Below are 16111 nucleotides of genomic sequence, written 5' to 3'. Positions count from 1 at the left end.
ATGACTTCTTTACAACACTTTTCTTCTATAGCTTTTCTTACGATAGCCTTGTGTTTTAGCATAATGGCTTCTGCTCAAGATCAAGACCAAAACTATATCAAAACCACCAGTTATCGACAAGCTACCAGTAACTCTATAACTAATCCTACGACTTCGCAGGCTACTGAAAGCGTCCAGTATTTTGATGGTTTAGGGCGACCGATCCAACAAGTGCTTAAAGCCAACAGCCCGTCTTCTCACGACATCATCTCTTTTTTTAGCTATGATAGTTTAGGCCGACAAACTAAAGAATACCTCCCGTTTAGCGATAGCTTAAACCCGTCTTCTTTAAGTTTAAGAACCAATCCTTTAGCTCTTCAAGAAAATTTTTATACCAACAGATACGGTGCTGCTGATGGCGTATTAGCCTACAGCGAAAAGCATCTAGAGCGTTCACCACTCAATCGTGTCTTTGAACAAGGTGCTCCCGGAAATGATTGGCAAGTACAACTCGCTCATGATACAGATCATACCATTAAATTTGATTACCAAACCAATACCCAAGGTGAGGTGAAACGATTTGATGTGAGCTTTACTGACACCACTTCTACTGTACCGCATATACTAGTAGATCGTGGTTATTATGCGCCGCAACAGCTTTATAAAAGCATTACTAAAGATGAAAATTGGCAACCCAACCAAGCTCAAGCTCATGACCACACCACTGAAGAGTTTAAAAACAAGTTAGGCCAAGTGGTCCTTAAACGTACTTATGATAATGGACAGGCCCATGACACCTACTATGTGTACGATGATTATGGTAATTTAAGTTATGTCTTATCTCCTGAATTAAGCTACCAACTCCAAGCTGATAATTTCTCAGCTGATTTACAAGGTGGCATCGCTGTGCCGTGGACTCAAGTAGCTAAAGTTGATAAAAGCTTAGCTGATCAGTACCAAAAGCATTTAGCCGATTATGACGATCAAAGCCTCGTGCACCAAGACTTATTTGAAACCTACGGCGGTCAAGGCGGTTTAGTCTTGCAACAAGACAACGGTCATCTTTTGGTTAATATCAACATGAATTTTGCGAATGAAATCCCTTTACATAAGGGTATGATTGCTGACCTTAAACCTCTTGGTAATTTTAAAGATACAGAAGTTGGACGCCTACAAGGGCTTGATTACAATTATAAACTTTATATCAAAAGCAACCAACTCTACATCGAAGGACAAGGCAAAGTCTCTGGACTAAACCTTAGTTTAAACAGTAGTCAAAAACTCAGTTATCAAAGGTTTTTCCCTTGGTATGAGTTAATTGATATGCCAGAACGTGAACGCCTTGATTATAAAAGAGCCTTTAACGATCTTCCTGAAGGTACTGACCTTGCTACGGCTGTTATCCCAAATGATTATGGCGCTGTGGGTGGCTTAAGTGTGGCTGTTGATCAAAATAACACTGTACAGTTTATCTTAAATATTAACACTAATGTGGCTGTTGGGCTTAACCCCAAGCTAAATCTTAATCTTGACCTTAACCGACAAATCGAAAATCGAGAATTGGCTTTCTTAGGACATATGGATGGACCAAATGCGGTTTTTAAGTTAGTTAATAATCATGTACAAGTTCAAACCCAAGACTTTAGGCAGGTAGGTATTTTTAACCAACCGCCTTATCAAATACAGCCTATTATTAGATATCCCCAAAAAGTAAAACAAAGCTTGATTGATGGTTTAGGGTATATTTATCGTTATGATAATCGCAATAACCTTGTTAAGAAAAAAATACCGGGTAAAGGCTGGGAATACATCGTTTATGATAAACTTAACCGTCCTGTCTTAACCCAAGATGCCAAGCTAAGACAAAACCACCAATGGCTCTTTACCAAATATGATGCTTTTGGTAGAGTGGCCTATACTGGTAAATGTTCTTTCATCAGACATATGGGGCGTGAGTTTTGGCAACAACTCAGTTATCACAACACAAACTTATACGAATCTCGCCATCCTAGACAAGCTTTAATCGCTAGTGGACAGCTAGAAATTGACTATACGAACACCGCTTTGTTTAGCAATAATATTGAACATTTAGAGATTTACACCGTTAACTATTACGATGACTACAACTTTGACCTTAGAGGTCTACAAGCTGAAGCCAGCTCTATTTATTCCAGTAACCTTAACAATGGTAACTTTACCACCAATACCAAAACTTTAGCAACTGGTGGCCATGTGCGCGTTTTAGGTACAGACCAATGGATTACAAGCCTCACTAAATATGATGACAAAGCCAGAGCTATTTATACCCATTCTATTAACGAATACTTGAACTCTGAAACTAAAACCCACTCTAAGCTCAACTTTATTGGTGAAGTACTTGAAACCACAACAACACATGATAAAAATGGCTTGAACCCAACCAACATCACTATTGTTGATAAATTTACTTACGACCACGCTGGACGACTGCTCAAGCAAACTCAAAACATTAATCAACAAGGTGAGGAACTCATTGTCTTTAACCACTATGATGAACTCGGGCAACTCATCAGTAAAAAAGTTGGTGGACAAGACAGCAGTAATACAAATTACCAAAACACCAATGGTCTACAAGAAATAGATTACAGTTATAATATTAGAGGCTGGCTAAAAAGCATTAATGATGTTGATAGCCCCAACCCAGACCAGCTCTTTGCCTTTAAATTAAATTACAATAATCCCGAAGATAATGCTACAACAGCTTTGTACAATGGCAACATCTCTGAAACCCATTGGCGAAGCCAAAATACCCATAACCAAAAACGGAGCTACGCCTACCACTATGATGCCCTTAACCGTATTAAAGCGGCTGATTATTTAACACCGCATGCCATGACTGGTCTCTTTGATGGTGAACTAGAAAACTTCAGCCTTAGCAATATTACTTATGATTATAATGGCAATATCATGGGCTTAAGACGTTATGGGGCTACTGCTGACCAAAAAATTGATATCATTGATGATCTTAATTATAGCTACTTCACTGGAAGTAATCAATTAAGAATGGTTCACGATGATGCAGATCAAAGCGCTGGCTTTAAAGAACTTATTGATGCGCCTGTAAGTGATTATGCTTATGATGTTAACGGTAATTTAACCCATGATCTTAACAAAAAAATTAGCGCCATTAGCTACAATCACTTAAATTTACCAAAAACAATTACCTTTGCAGAAGACCCTAATGAAAAAGGGGCTGATCAAATTGTTTATATATATGATGCTTCTGGTGTAAAGCTAAAAAAAATAGTGAAAAATTATCACAGTGGTAACATGGTTAAAAGCACAAGCACTGATTATGACAATGGCTTTATTTATAAAAGTGAAAGCAACTATCAAATCGATAATAACGGCCAACTAATTGGAAATAACGTGGGCTATGGCATTCAATTCTTCTCTCACCCAGAAGGCTACCTACAACCCGATAACCAAGGTGGCTTTGATTATGTCTATCAATTTAAAGACCATTTAAGGAATATCAGATTGTCCTATAAAGATAGTAATAACGATGGTTCTGTTGATAGTTCTGAAATCGTTGAAGAGAACAACTACTACCCTTTTGGTCTTAAACATAAGGGTTACAATAATGTCGTGAATGGTCAGCATTATCCTTACGGCTATAATGGAAAGGAGGAAAATGATGAACTGGGATTAGAATGGTTGGATTTTGGGGCTAGGAATTATGATGCGGCTTTGGGTAGGTGGATGAATGTGGACCCACTCGCAGAAAAAATGCGTAGGCATTCCCCTTATAATTATGCTTTTGATAACCCGATTTATTTTATTGATCCGGATGGAATGGCTCCGATGGGATATGATGGGATATATATTGATAAGAATGGTGATAAAATAGGAGAAGATTCAAAAGGAGCTTCTGATGGAAGGGTTTATGTAGTGAAAGGTAGTGCAAAGCGAAAAGTTCAAAGAAGTACAGATGAAGGAAAAACAATAGAGACCTCTGAATTAAACGAAAAAAAAGTTTTTGAGCTAGCTTCAAACGAAGATAGACAATCTCAAAAAGAAGGTATTTTAGAAAAATCAACTGGAGTAGATAATAGAGAATTTGCTCAAGTAAACATGAAGGTAGATGGTATCGAAGGAACAGTATCATATATCACAGAAGGTAAAGAAGTTCAAAAGGGAGATAAAAAAGCATCTGTTGAGCCTAGTATTGGGGTAAGTAAGGTAAAAGCAATGAGAGAGCACAGAACTAAAGATGTTACTGTGACATCAATGACTCATACTCATAATGTTGATTTTGCAAAAATTAATAATAATCCCGATATGCAAGGAGGTGATGTTCCTAGTCCAAATGATAAAAAAGAAGCTAGAAATAACCCTAGTATTAAATCTTCAGTTATTAACACAAGAAGTGGAGAAGTTCATGTATTGAATTCGAATGGAAAGTATATAACTGTTAATAAAAATGTTTATTTTAAAAAATATTAGAAATGAAATTAAAAAAAATAGCAATAATATTTCTGTTTATAATACCATTTTATACTTTTTCTCAAAACGTATATCACAATTATACTTCTAGTTTTGCAAAATTACAAGGTGACTTAAGAAAAGAGATAGGTGTTAAGAGTTTACAAACTCTTGTTTTGAATACTAATAATTTGAATGGTAAACCATATTCATTACAGGTAATAGGAGACTTTAATTATAATAGTTTTACAAAAAAGGAAGCTTTACACTCTGATATTCGAATATTATATATAGACGACATTGATTTCAGCAAGGTAAATATTTTAATATTTGATAAGCTAAAAAAACTAGAAGCAATTAGGTTTAAGAATTGTAAAAATGTGAATTTACAAACATTAGTGTCCAACTTGTCTAAAAATGAAAACTTAAAACAAATACATTTTTATGGAATAAATTTTGGAGATTGGGAGTTTAATTTTAATAAAGTAACTAGTCTTAAAGTGATAACATTTAATGACTGTTATTTAAAATATTTCTCTGAGTTTAAATTTGATATGGAAGAATTTTCAATAACTAAATCTAGGAATGTTCTTGATTTAAAAGATCTAAAAATTAAAGATGTTAAGGTTTTGAATATCAGGGATTCTAATATGAAAATGTTTCCTTTTAGTTTGTCAAATAACGAAAAATTAGAATACTTAGACTTGAGGAAATCAAAGATTAAAGAGAGTATTTGTAACAATATTTCAGGGTTTAAAAATCTCCTTTATTTTGATGTGACAGATTTAAAAGCAAACTTTAAATCTGTTAAATTTACAGAAGCTAAAGATGTCTTAATAATTGACGGAAGTAATGTAATTTCTAGTTCTGAATACATACCTAACTAGGTATATGAAATAATAGAAAAGGTTACAACTCGGAAAAACCGCGACAAAGGTGTTCCAATGCTTCAGCTATGCTCAGCACAGGAGTTGGGACAACGCTTGTGGGTAAAGATATTGAGACCATCGCAGAGACCTTGATTATAAATTATGATGTTATTTTAATTTATACAAACTCTAATTTAGAATCTAAAAAAAGAATAAAAACTAATTTAGCAGATTTTTCTACATCAAGATATCCTAATAATTCATATAATCGAGTCTACTATGGTACTCAATCTGGTAACACATTGTACATTTTTGGTAGTTATGAACTAAAACAATAATTATGAGTAAATTACATTATAGGTTAACTTTACCTTTAATCGCCATATTTGTTATAGGGTGTAATTATAATAAGACCGAAGTCACTAAATTTGAATACTATGAGGACGGCAGTTTAAAACGGAAATATAAAGTAAACGACAAAAGTTTAATTACAGGTTCAGATTCTTTATTTGATAGAAATCAATCTTTAAAAAAGGTTACATTATGGGACAATGGGAAGTTAGTCGATAGTATTGTTGAATATTTTAATTTTTATGACATCAAAAAAGTTGTTGAAATCGGCAGAATTAAGGACTCTATAATCACTTATAAAGATCCAAACGGTCAGAAAACAAGTGAGGTCTTTTTAAAAAATGGTCTTAAAGATGGTATAAAGGTATTTTACAATAAAAATGGTAAAATAAATGGTTTTTTGGGGTTTAAAAAAAATAAAAAATTTGGACCTTATATTAAATTAAAAGAAAATAATATTCCTGAATTTTTATTAGTAGAAGATCAATATTATAAAGTAATTTTGAGCACCTCATTTTATGATGATGGAAAAATGAGCTTAATTAACATTACTGATTTAAATGAGGGATTTGAACTGATGTTTTATCCTAGTGGTTCATTAAAAAAAATTACAGAAGTCAAAAAAAATGGAAATGTTGGAAGGTATTATTGGTTTTCAGAAGATGGTAAATTGATGAATAATAACTAAATGCTAACATATTATGACTGAAGTCGTTGAATTTATACTTGAATTATTTAACAACAATAAAAAAGTACTAATCATAGTCTCTTTTATTATAATATTAACACTCATTATTTTTAAGTTGTTTAGTGTATATCATTAATAAAATAAATTGGTTGTTACAACACGGAAAAACTACTTTCAAAAAGTTTGAATTTTAAGAAAATCCCCTTATTTGAAGAGTTACAAATCGCCAAAACCGCGATAAAAGTGTTCCAATGCTTCGGCTTCGCTCAGCACAGGTGTTGGAACAATACCTATGGATAAAGAGATTGGATTATGATACTATTTTAAATCTTAATAACCACACCGCTTAAGTTCATTAAAGTATTAAAATATTGAGTTGTCTCTTGAAGCAATAGTTCAAACTTAAATGAGACGTCTTGAACTATTAAAACGCACTATAAATCATACTGATTTGTAAATTTTTAGTAGAATTAAGACGGCTTACACCCTATCTTAGCTACGCACGCATTAAAATTACGATTAGCTTCAAGCCGTTTGAGTTTGGCTTCTTTGAGTTGTTGAGTAAATAGTTGTTTATCGATTTCTTGACCGTTGATAATTTCCATGGGCGTTTTGCCGTGAAGACGACACGGATATCTGTGATGATTGTAATACTCTATAAAGTCATTAAGGCTTATAATGTGTGATGCTAGGTCTTCTGATTGTTTACCACCCATAAACTCTGATTTATAAATACGATGAGTGATTTCAGACATGGCATTAGAGAATGGAAATTCAGCGGTCATTGCCGTTATCTTTTTCACTACTTGTGGGGCGTTGATGCTTCGTCTTGCTTCAGTATGAAATTATTTTAGTTCTATCATTATTATTGTAATTACTCGATGATTAAGAATTTTAATTTTAACGATTATAATCTAGAAGGGTTTTTCACCATGCCCTATTCTTTTAATTTTACCTAAATCAAGCTTATACCGTTTGATGACTTTGCGTTTAAATTCAAGGTGAAATATATTATCTAAGGTTCTTATTTAACATCATAAACGTTAAATTACTATAATTTAACAAAAAAAATTTAACAGTACTACTTACATATATATATTTGTTTTCATTTAGCAGAATTTAATACCTAACCTCTTATGAAAAATATTTTATCTTTTTTAATTGTTTTATTTTCTTACTATACTGCGCTTGCTCAGAATTCTAATCAACAAGCGCAAATTAATCCACCACAATTACCGAATATAGTACCGCCATCACCATCAGTGGCAAATTTGATGCGGTTTGATGAATTACCTGTTAACTATTATACTGGGCAACCTGATATTAGCCTCCCTTTAGTCAGCGCTCAAAGCAAGGACTTTAGTATTCCTATATCTTTAAGCTATAGCACTTTAGGCAACCGTGTTGATGAACGCTCGGGGATTGTAGGTACAGGATGGTCCATAAGTGGTGATATTGTGATTTCTCGTACTGTAATGGGCATTCGTGATGACAAATACCCAACCCAAGCCCCTTTTAATTATGGCATATACTTTACCGGTTATGAGGATTTCAATTTAAATGATTACGATTTTTTCGAATTTTTAGAGCAATATTACTTCCAAAAAGAACTACAAAATTACTTATGGAACACAGGAGGCTTAGGGTCTTCTATGTATCCAATTAATTCAGACTCGACCTACAAAAACGGTGGTTTTGATAAAGAGTATGATCTTTTTCATTTGAGTTTAAATGGAGTTAATGCAAAATTTATAATAGTTAAAGATCATATTGGATATAATGTTGAATATTTAAAAAATGATTCTAATGTTATTGTAGATGTTACTTTTTCTAATGACGAAATTGATTCTTTTATTGTAACTGATAATTTAGGCAGGAAGTATATTTTAGATCAGAAAGAAATCACCACAACAAATTCAAACAGTGCCACAGTCCCACAAGGAGATAATGTACAACCGACTCTTGGAGGACAACAAGTTACCGATTCCTATGTAAGTGCTTGGAAAGTAAGCGGTATATATAATTATTCATGGCAAATGATAGCTGAATATTTTTATGAAGATATTGGAGAGGGACTTCCAATGGCTAGAAATATCACTAAATACGAGATACCTGAAATCTCTAAAAAAAGTATTTATGATAAATACTTAAGATACACAGCAGTTGAAAGCGGTTATGATGTCTACAATAAAAGAGTCCTTAAGCCACTTAAATCGTATAGTTTTAATCAAGTTTCAATTATTACAAAAAAAATTCAAAGAATTAAATTAAATGATTCATCTAATCTTATTTTTTATTATTCGGTTAGCCACCCTGAATACGTTGGGCAAACAGGAGCAAAACTTGACAGTATTATAAAAACAAAACCGCTGCAAAACATCAATGATTTTGAAAATGAAATTGATCCTAAAAAAGTAAAAACAATTAGGTTTAGTTATGATAGTATTAACACTATAAACAATTCAAATTTTGCACCAAACTTTAGTAGACTCTACTTGAAAAATGTTGAACATTATGATAATATCAATAATGAAAGTGAAACATATGATATTAAATATAATGACTACTTAACAGAAGGGTTTGGTAGTATTAATAAGGATAATTGGGGGTTTTATAAAAGTCCTTACCCTAATGGAACGCCACAAGTGTTTAGAACCGATGGAAGTACGGCAGATGTTGATCATATAACAAAAGGCTTGATTAAAAGCATTACATACCCTAATGGCGGTATTAAAGAATTCACCTTCGAAAGTAATACTATATATCATATGGGAAGTCGTGAATTAACAATAGATGAATTCAAGAAAAAAAATCCTATAAATTGGAATAAATTCACTATTAACTTAAATAATACAGGCAACTTACCCAGCCAAGAGACCATTACTATAAATGAAGAAACAGAATTTACAATTAAGTCTAATGCTAATTGTAATAATTCTCCAAATCCTGGTGATACAGGCATTTATGGTCCTAGTGATGGTGATTCTAGTGGTGCGGGGTCAGAGGATTCAAACTATTCAGGTAATATGGATTCAGGAACGCCTGGGTTAACGCTATTTGAGATCATGAAAATAGAAAATAACCAAGAAACTCGTATTGGTGCAGTTCATTTTGATTGCGAGAGAATTGTATATCAAAATTTAACTCTAGAACCTGGAACTTATGTTTTTCGATTTCATCCTGAAAGTCAAACTTCAGCCCAACAATTGGTTGATATTTATGGTAGAGATTATAAAACTATAATTACCAAAGAAGTACCCGGAGGCGGTGTACGCATAAAAAATATTAAATTTTATGACTCTGAAACTAATTTAGAACCCAAGTATCACAAACAATATGTCTATCGAGAAAGCTATATCCCTGAATTCTTTAATAATGATACGATAACTTCTCCAGAAGAAAATCTTCCAAATAATTATTATTTTAGACAAAGTAGCTCAGGCGTTACAGATGGCTTTCATACCAACGTGAAAGTGTATAATCATTCTATAACTCATCATCTTGCTTCATTAATTAATGAAGTTGGTGGAAATTCAAATCTTATAAAACTTAGGCATGGAAGACTACCTCTTTCTGCAAAAACCGTATCTATTGTTTACAAGGTTACAGAAGAATTAAATGCTGTTTATGCCTCTCTAACCCAAAACAGCTATGTTGGTTATGAAAAAGTTTGGGTCACTCATATGGATGGTTCTAAAGAATCTTTCGAATATTCCAGCCCAAATGGCAACAACTCCTATGATGCAACTTATGTTTACCCTTTTTTGCCAAACGAGGATCGAAGTATTTATCAAGGCTTATTGCAGAAGCATAACTCTTTCTCTCATGACATGAACATTTTAAAAGAAATCGATTATGGGTATGATATCGTTCAGAATAGAGTTGGAGTTTCTTTATTTACATACCAACAAATAGACAACTGTGTTTGGAATCAATATTATAGACAATTTGAAGACTATATAAATAAAACTCCCTTACCAAATGATGCTTATTGGAATAGTAACAGTAACGCTGGAATGGCTATTTATGACAATTGCGTCACGATATCAAATTATTACTCTACTTTTAGAGTCAATTTTAAAGAACATTTTTATGAAAAGTCTCTTCAAAAGGAAATTAAAACCACTAATTACTATTATAATGCTGATGGTAGCTTAGCGGATACTTTAACTCAGATTTCTGACACAGACTATTGGCCTGAGACATACCAACCCAAATCTACAACAACTACAACTTATAGTTCAAATAATGAGGTCGTTGAATTCTCTAAGCAAGTCATGTATTATCCCTATAATACACCTGCTTGGTATTCTTGGAATATTCAAGCATTGTTGAATACCAATCGAATTGCAGAACCGGTAGCTGTAGAAACTTTTAACACAGATAAGCTCACTTCTAAGCTAGCTAAAGTATACTCCTCGCCTACTGATATTAGTCCTGTTCAAAATTCGACCAATTCAACCAATTCCATTTTTGAATTATCTGAAGTCCTTTTCGCAAAATCAAATCAAGCCTTAGACTCTAAAATCAAGTATGAACAATACGACCAAGACTCTAATGTTTTACAGGTTAGACAAACTGGTGATGTTCCTATCAGTTATATTTATGGCTATCATAACTCTAAACCCATTGCAAAACTTGTTAATATCGCCTACAATCAAATTAATCCAAATCTCATTACTAGCCTTCAAGCGGCCGCCGATGCTGATGCTAACTGCTTAGGTGCTAACTGCCAACAAACGGAAGATGATTTACGAAATTTATTAGAGCAGCTTAGAAGCACTTATTCAAACGCTCAGATCACCACCTATACTTACGACCCTTTAATTGGCGTTACCTCAGTGACTGACCCTAGAGGACAAAGCCTTTACTACGAATATGGCGCGTTTAATCGCTTAGAACGCATCAAAGATGAACAGGGCCATATCGTAGAGGAATACGACTACAACTACCGTCAGACATCTAACCAATAATCAACTCTATTATGACTTCTTTACAACACTTTTCTTCTATAGCTTTTCTTACGATAGCCTTGTGTTTTAGCATAATGGCTTCTGCTCAAGATCAAGACCAAAACTATATCAAAACCACCAGTTATCGACAAGCTACCAGTAACTCTATAACTAATCCTACGACTTCGCAGGCTACTGAAAGCGTCCAGTATTTTGATGGTTTAGGGCGACCGATCCAACAAGTGCTTAAAGCCAACAGCCCGTCTTCTCACGACATCATCTCTTTTTTTAGCTATGATAGTTTAGGCCGACAAACTAAAGAATACCTCCCGTTTAGCGATAGCTTAAACCCGTCTTCTTTAAGTTTAAGAACCAATCCTTTAGCTCTTCAAGAAAATTTTTATACCAACAGATACGGTGCTGCTGATGGCGTATTAGCCTACAGCGAAAAGCATCTAGAGCGTTCACCACTCAATCGTGTCTTTGAACAAGGTGCTCCCGGAAATGATTGGCAAGTACAACTCGCTCATGATACAGATCATACCATTAAATTTGATTACCAAACCAATACCCAAGGTGAGGTGAAACGATTTGATGTGAGCTTTACTGACACCACTTCTACTGTACCGCATATACTAGTAGATCGTGGTTATTATGCGCCGCAACAGCTTTATAAAAGCATTACTAAAGATGAAAATTGGCAACCCAACCAAGCTCAAGCTCATGACCACACCACTGAAGAGTTTAAAAACAAGTTAGGCCAAGTGGTCCTTAAACGTACTTATGATAATGGACAGGCCCATGACACCTACTATGTGTACGATGATTATGGTAATTTAAGTTATGTCTTATCTCCTGAATTAAGCTACCAACTCCAAGCTGATAATTTCTCAGCTGATTTACAAGGTGGCATCGCTGTGCCGTGGACTCAAGTAGCTAAAGTTGATAAAAGCTTAGCTGATCAGTACCAAAAGGATTTAGCCGATTATGACGATCAAAGCCTCGTGCACCAAGACTTATTTGAAACCTACGGCGGTCAAGGCGGGTTGGTCTTGCAACAAGACAACGGTCATCTTTTGGTTAATATCAACATGAATTTTGCGAATGAAATCCCTTTACATAAGGGTATGATTGCTGACCTTAAACCTCTTGGTAATTTTAAAGATACAGAAGTTGGACGTCTACAAGGGCTTGGTTACAATTATAAACTTTATATCAAAAGCAACCAACTCTACATCGAAGGACAAGGCAAAGTCTCTGGACTAAACCTTAGTTTAAACAGTAGTCAAAAACTCAGTTATCAAAGGTTTTTCCCTTGGTATGAGTTGATTGATATGCCAGAACGTGAACGCCTTGATTATAAAAGAGCCTTTAACGATCTTCCTGAAGGTACTGACCTTGCTACGGCTGTTATTTCTAATGATTATGGCGCTGTGGGTGGCTTAAGTGTGGCTGTTGATCAAAATAACACTGTACAGTTTATCTTAAACATTAACACTAATGTGGCTGTTGGGCTTAACCCTAAGCTAAATCTTAATCTTGACCTTAACCGACAAATCGAAAATCGAGAATTGGCTTTCTTAGGACATATGGATGGACCAAATGCGGTTTTTAAGTTAGTTAATAATCATGTACAAGTTCAAACCCAAGACTTTAGGCAGGTAGGTATTTTTAACCAACCGCCTTATCAAATACAGCCTATTATTAGATATCCCCAAAAAGTAAAACAAAGCTTGATTGATGGTTTAGGGTATATTTATCGTTATGATAATCGCAATAACCTTGTCGAGAAAAAAATACCGGGTAAAGGCTGGGAATACATCGTCTATGATAAACTTAACCGACCTGTCTTAACCCAAGATGCCAAACTAAGACAAAACGACCAATGGCTCTTTACCAAATATGATGCTTTTGGTAGAGTGGCCTACACTGGAAAATATATTGATGAAAATAATATACCTCAAAGCAGAGAGGAATTACAAGAGTTTCTATACAACCAACAAATAATATCTGAATCAAAAACAGAAGATATCGAATTTACAGCAAATGGAGCATTAGGAATTTATTATTCTAAAAATACATTCCCTAATAGCAATATTAAAATTTACACCGTTAACTATTACGATGACTACAACTTTGACCTTAGAGGTCTACAAGCTGAAACCAGCTCTATTTATTCCAGTAACCTTAACAATGGTAACTTTACCACCAATACCAAAACTTTAGCAACTGGTGACCATGTGCGCGTTTTAGGTACAGACCAATGGATTACAAGCCTCACTAAATATGATGACAAAGCCAGAGCTATTTATACCCATTCTATTAACGAATACTTGAACTCTGAAACTAAAACCCACTCTAAGCTCAACTTTATTGGTGAAGTGCTTGAAACCACAACAACACATGATAAAAATGGCTTGAACCCAACCAACATCACTATTGTTGATAAATTTACTTACGACCACGCTGGACGACTGCTCAAGCAAACTCAAAACATTAATCACCAAGGTGAGGAACTCATTGTCTTTAACCACTATGATGAACTCGGGCAACTTATAGAAAAGAAAGTAGGCGGAAATGATACCCAAAGCGATTATAACCAAACTACAGCTTTACAAGATGTAGCTTACAATTACAACATACGAGGGTGGTTAACTGAAATTAATAAGGTTGATGCGCCCAACCCTGACCAGCTCTTTGCCTTTAAATTAAATTACAACAAGCCTGAAGATAATGCAACAACAACAGCTTTATACAATGGTAACATCTCTGAAACCCATTGGCGAAGCCAAAATACCCATAACCAAAAGCGGAGTTACGCCTACCACTATGATGCCCTTAACCGTATTAAAGCGGCTGATTATTTAACACCGCATGCGATGACTGGTCTCTTTGATGGTGAACTAGAAAACTTCAGCCTTAGCAATATTACTTATGATTATAATGGCAATATCATGGGCTTAAGACGTTATGGGGCTAAGCAAGACCACAGCATAGGCATCATTGACCAGTTAGAGTATACTTACCAACCTGACTCCAATCAATTAAAAGCCGTAAACGATACAGCAGATGATGAAGGTTTTAAGGATGGCTCTCACAAAGCAGCTTATGATTACACCTACGATGTGAATGGCAATATGACTCATGATAAAAACAAAGCTATTACACATATTGACTACAATCACTTAAATTTACCTACTAAAGTTATTTTTAATACTTCAGGCTATCAAAACAGAGAAATTAGTTATATTTACGATGCCACAGGCGTTAAATTAAAGAAAATCGTGAATACAGGTACTTTTTTTCAAGATGATACCGCAAATCTTGGGACTATTACACATACCCAATATGACAATGGTTTTATCTATGAATATTCAGGTAACAACAGCCCTGAACTTAAATTCTTCTCTCACCCAGAAGGCTACCTACAACCCGATAACCAAGGTGGCTTTGATTATGTCTATCAATTTAAAGACCATTTAGGCAATATTAGATTGTCCTATAAAGACTCGGATGGAAATGGGTCTATTGATGCGAATACAGAAATTGTTGAAGAGAACAATTACTATCCTTTTGGACTGAAACACAAGGGGTATAATAATGTAACTTCAGGTAACGTCAATTCTGTGGCGAGTAAGTTTAAATATAATGGTGTTGAGCTTGAAGAGAGTTTAGGGTTAAATCTTTACGAAATGGAACTTCGTCTTTATGATCCTGCAATTGCACGATGGAATGCCATTGACCCGGTAACGCATTATGAATATTCTACTTATTCAGCATTTGATAATAACCCGGTGTTTTGGGCAGACCCATCTGGAGCGGATTCTGAAGTTAGTGAAGATGGAAATGTCATTACTTTTACTGGGCAAGATGCACAGGATTTCTTTAGAGATTATATTCAAAATAACACTGATAATAGTGCTGAAGGAGATGATTCTGCTGATGATGGTAGTAGTAGTGATAACGGTGGTGGTGACAGCAATACAGGAAATGATAATGACAATGAAAAAACTCCGAGTCAAAAAAGGATGAATAGATTAAGAAAAGATAGTAGTGTATTATGTTCAAATGAATTACCTAATACAAGTTTTTATTTAAATGGTGAATCTGTAATTTTAGATAATGGTAAAGAATATGTTTTGTGGGGTAATAAATGGATAGAAACCCCAAACTTAGATAAAGAAGGCAACCTTATAAGTAAAATAAAAGTTGGTAGCGGAAGAAGGTCTGGCAGTATGACACCAAAACAATATGCTGTTATGAGACATCAAATGTCCGATGGAAACGAAAAAGCTTTACTAGACACGGCAGGCGTTTCTTCTGCTCCAGCCTTATATAGTTGGTTTAAGAAAGGTTTTAGCAGATTTAATTTAGTTGTAACTCCCCTAACATTTGCACAATCAAAAACAAGTACATATTTAAGTACCATTGAATCTATGAATAATCATGATAAAATAGTTTCTGATAATAGAAAATAAAAAAAGTGAAAGTTATATACATAATTTTAATATTTTTCATCTATTTATTTTTACTATATATAGATGAAAACTCTGCTGATACAATTAATTATTATTTTAATAATATTTTAATTTTCATATTAACAATATTAACATTTTTTTTAATTGATTATGTCTTTATGAAAGTCAATAACATAAATTTATTAAAGAAGGCTTTGATTTGCCTTATATTTACTTTTTCATATTATGTAATATACATTCAGTTTGATTCTGATTTAATCGTTTATATGAAATTTTTCTATGTTTTACCGATATTTACATTAATTATACTTTATAATATTTTTAATATTT

At 34.0% G+C, this 16111-nt stretch carries 7 protein-coding genes; 6 read left to right on the top strand and 1 reads right to left on the bottom strand.

The genetic code is table 11. The features are described 5' to 3' along the window. The 4 genes from IMZ30_RS07550 to IMZ30_RS07535 all read left to right on the top strand — a co-directional run bounded on the left by IMZ30_RS07550 (nt 1) and on the right by IMZ30_RS07535 (nt 6351). Complete coding sequence (locus IMZ30_RS07550) at nt 1-4464, top strand: DUF6443 domain-containing protein (protein ID WP_207037721.1); 4464 nt, start codon at nt 1-3, stop codon at nt 4462-4464. A gap of 2 nt (nt 4465-4466) precedes the next feature. After that, on the top strand, nt 4467-5330 hold the full coding sequence (locus tag IMZ30_RS07545; RefSeq protein WP_207037720.1) for a hypothetical protein: 864 nt from the start codon (nt 4467-4469) through the stop codon (nt 5328-5330). Between the two features lie 68 nt (nt 5331-5398). Then, nucleotides 5399-5650: a hypothetical protein gene (locus IMZ30_RS07540; RefSeq protein WP_207037719.1), complete on the top strand. Its 252-nt coding sequence runs from the start codon at nt 5399-5401 to the stop codon at nt 5648-5650. 2 nt (nt 5651-5652) lie between these two features. After that, nucleotides 5653-6351, top strand: coding sequence for a hypothetical protein (locus IMZ30_RS07535; protein WP_207037718.1), 699 nt, complete (start codon nt 5653-5655; stop codon nt 6349-6351). A 470-nt stretch (nt 6352-6821) separates the two neighbouring features. On the opposite strand, the gene IMZ30_RS07530 is transcribed toward IMZ30_RS07535, so the two are convergent. Continuing rightward, nucleotides 6822-7136 (bottom strand): IS3 family transposase, encoded by a 315-nt coding sequence (locus tag IMZ30_RS07530; protein WP_207037717.1) that lies wholly within the window; start codon nt 7134-7136, stop codon nt 6822-6824. Nucleotides 7137-7487: 351 nt separating this feature from the next. On the opposite strand from IMZ30_RS07530, the gene IMZ30_RS07525 reads away from it, so the two are divergent. Both IMZ30_RS07525 and IMZ30_RS07520 read left to right on the top strand, forming a co-directional pair. Next, nucleotides 7488-11324 (top strand): RHS repeat protein, encoded by a 3837-nt coding sequence (locus IMZ30_RS07525; protein ID WP_207037716.1) that lies wholly within the window; start codon nt 7488-7490, stop codon nt 11322-11324. A gap of 11 nt (nt 11325-11335) precedes the next feature. Beyond that, nucleotides 11336-15781 carry a DUF6443 domain-containing protein gene (locus IMZ30_RS07520; protein WP_207037715.1) on the top strand — a complete coding sequence of 1482 codons (4446 nt, stop codon included), beginning with the start codon at nt 11336-11338 and terminating at the stop codon, nt 15779-15781. Nucleotides 15782-16111 lie beyond the last annotated feature (330 nt).

It is taken from the genome of Psychroflexus sp. ALD_RP9 (assembly GCF_017311165.1).
Classification (GTDB): domain Bacteria; phylum Bacteroidota; class Bacteroidia; order Flavobacteriales; family Flavobacteriaceae; genus Psychroflexus.
The sequence above is the reverse complement of the archived record's forward strand: the minus strand, read 5'-3'. Positions and strand labels throughout refer to the sequence as shown.

Bases quoted from the DNA above. Each gene is read 5' to 3' on its own strand.
- IMZ30_RS07550 (WP_207037721.1), top strand. From the start codon at position 1: ATGACTTCTTTACAACACTTTTCTTCTATAGCTTTTCTTACGATAGCC.
- IMZ30_RS07545 (WP_207037720.1), top strand. From the start codon at position 4,467: ATGAAATTAAAAAAAATAGCAATAATATTTCTGTTTATAATACCATTT.
- IMZ30_RS07540 (WP_207037719.1), top strand. From the start codon at position 5,399: ATGCTCAGCACAGGAGTTGGGACAACGCTTGTGGGTAAAGATATTGAG.
- IMZ30_RS07535 (WP_207037718.1), top strand. From the start codon at position 5,653: ATGAGTAAATTACATTATAGGTTAACTTTACCTTTAATCGCCATATTT.
- IMZ30_RS07530 (WP_207037717.1), bottom strand. From the start codon at position 7,136: ATGACCGCTGAATTTCCATTCTCTAATGCCATGTCTGAAATCACTCAT.
- IMZ30_RS07525 (WP_207037716.1), top strand. From the start codon at position 7,488: ATGAAAAATATTTTATCTTTTTTAATTGTTTTATTTTCTTACTATACT.
- IMZ30_RS07520 (WP_207037715.1), top strand. From the start codon at position 11,336: ATGACTTCTTTACAACACTTTTCTTCTATAGCTTTTCTTACGATAGCC.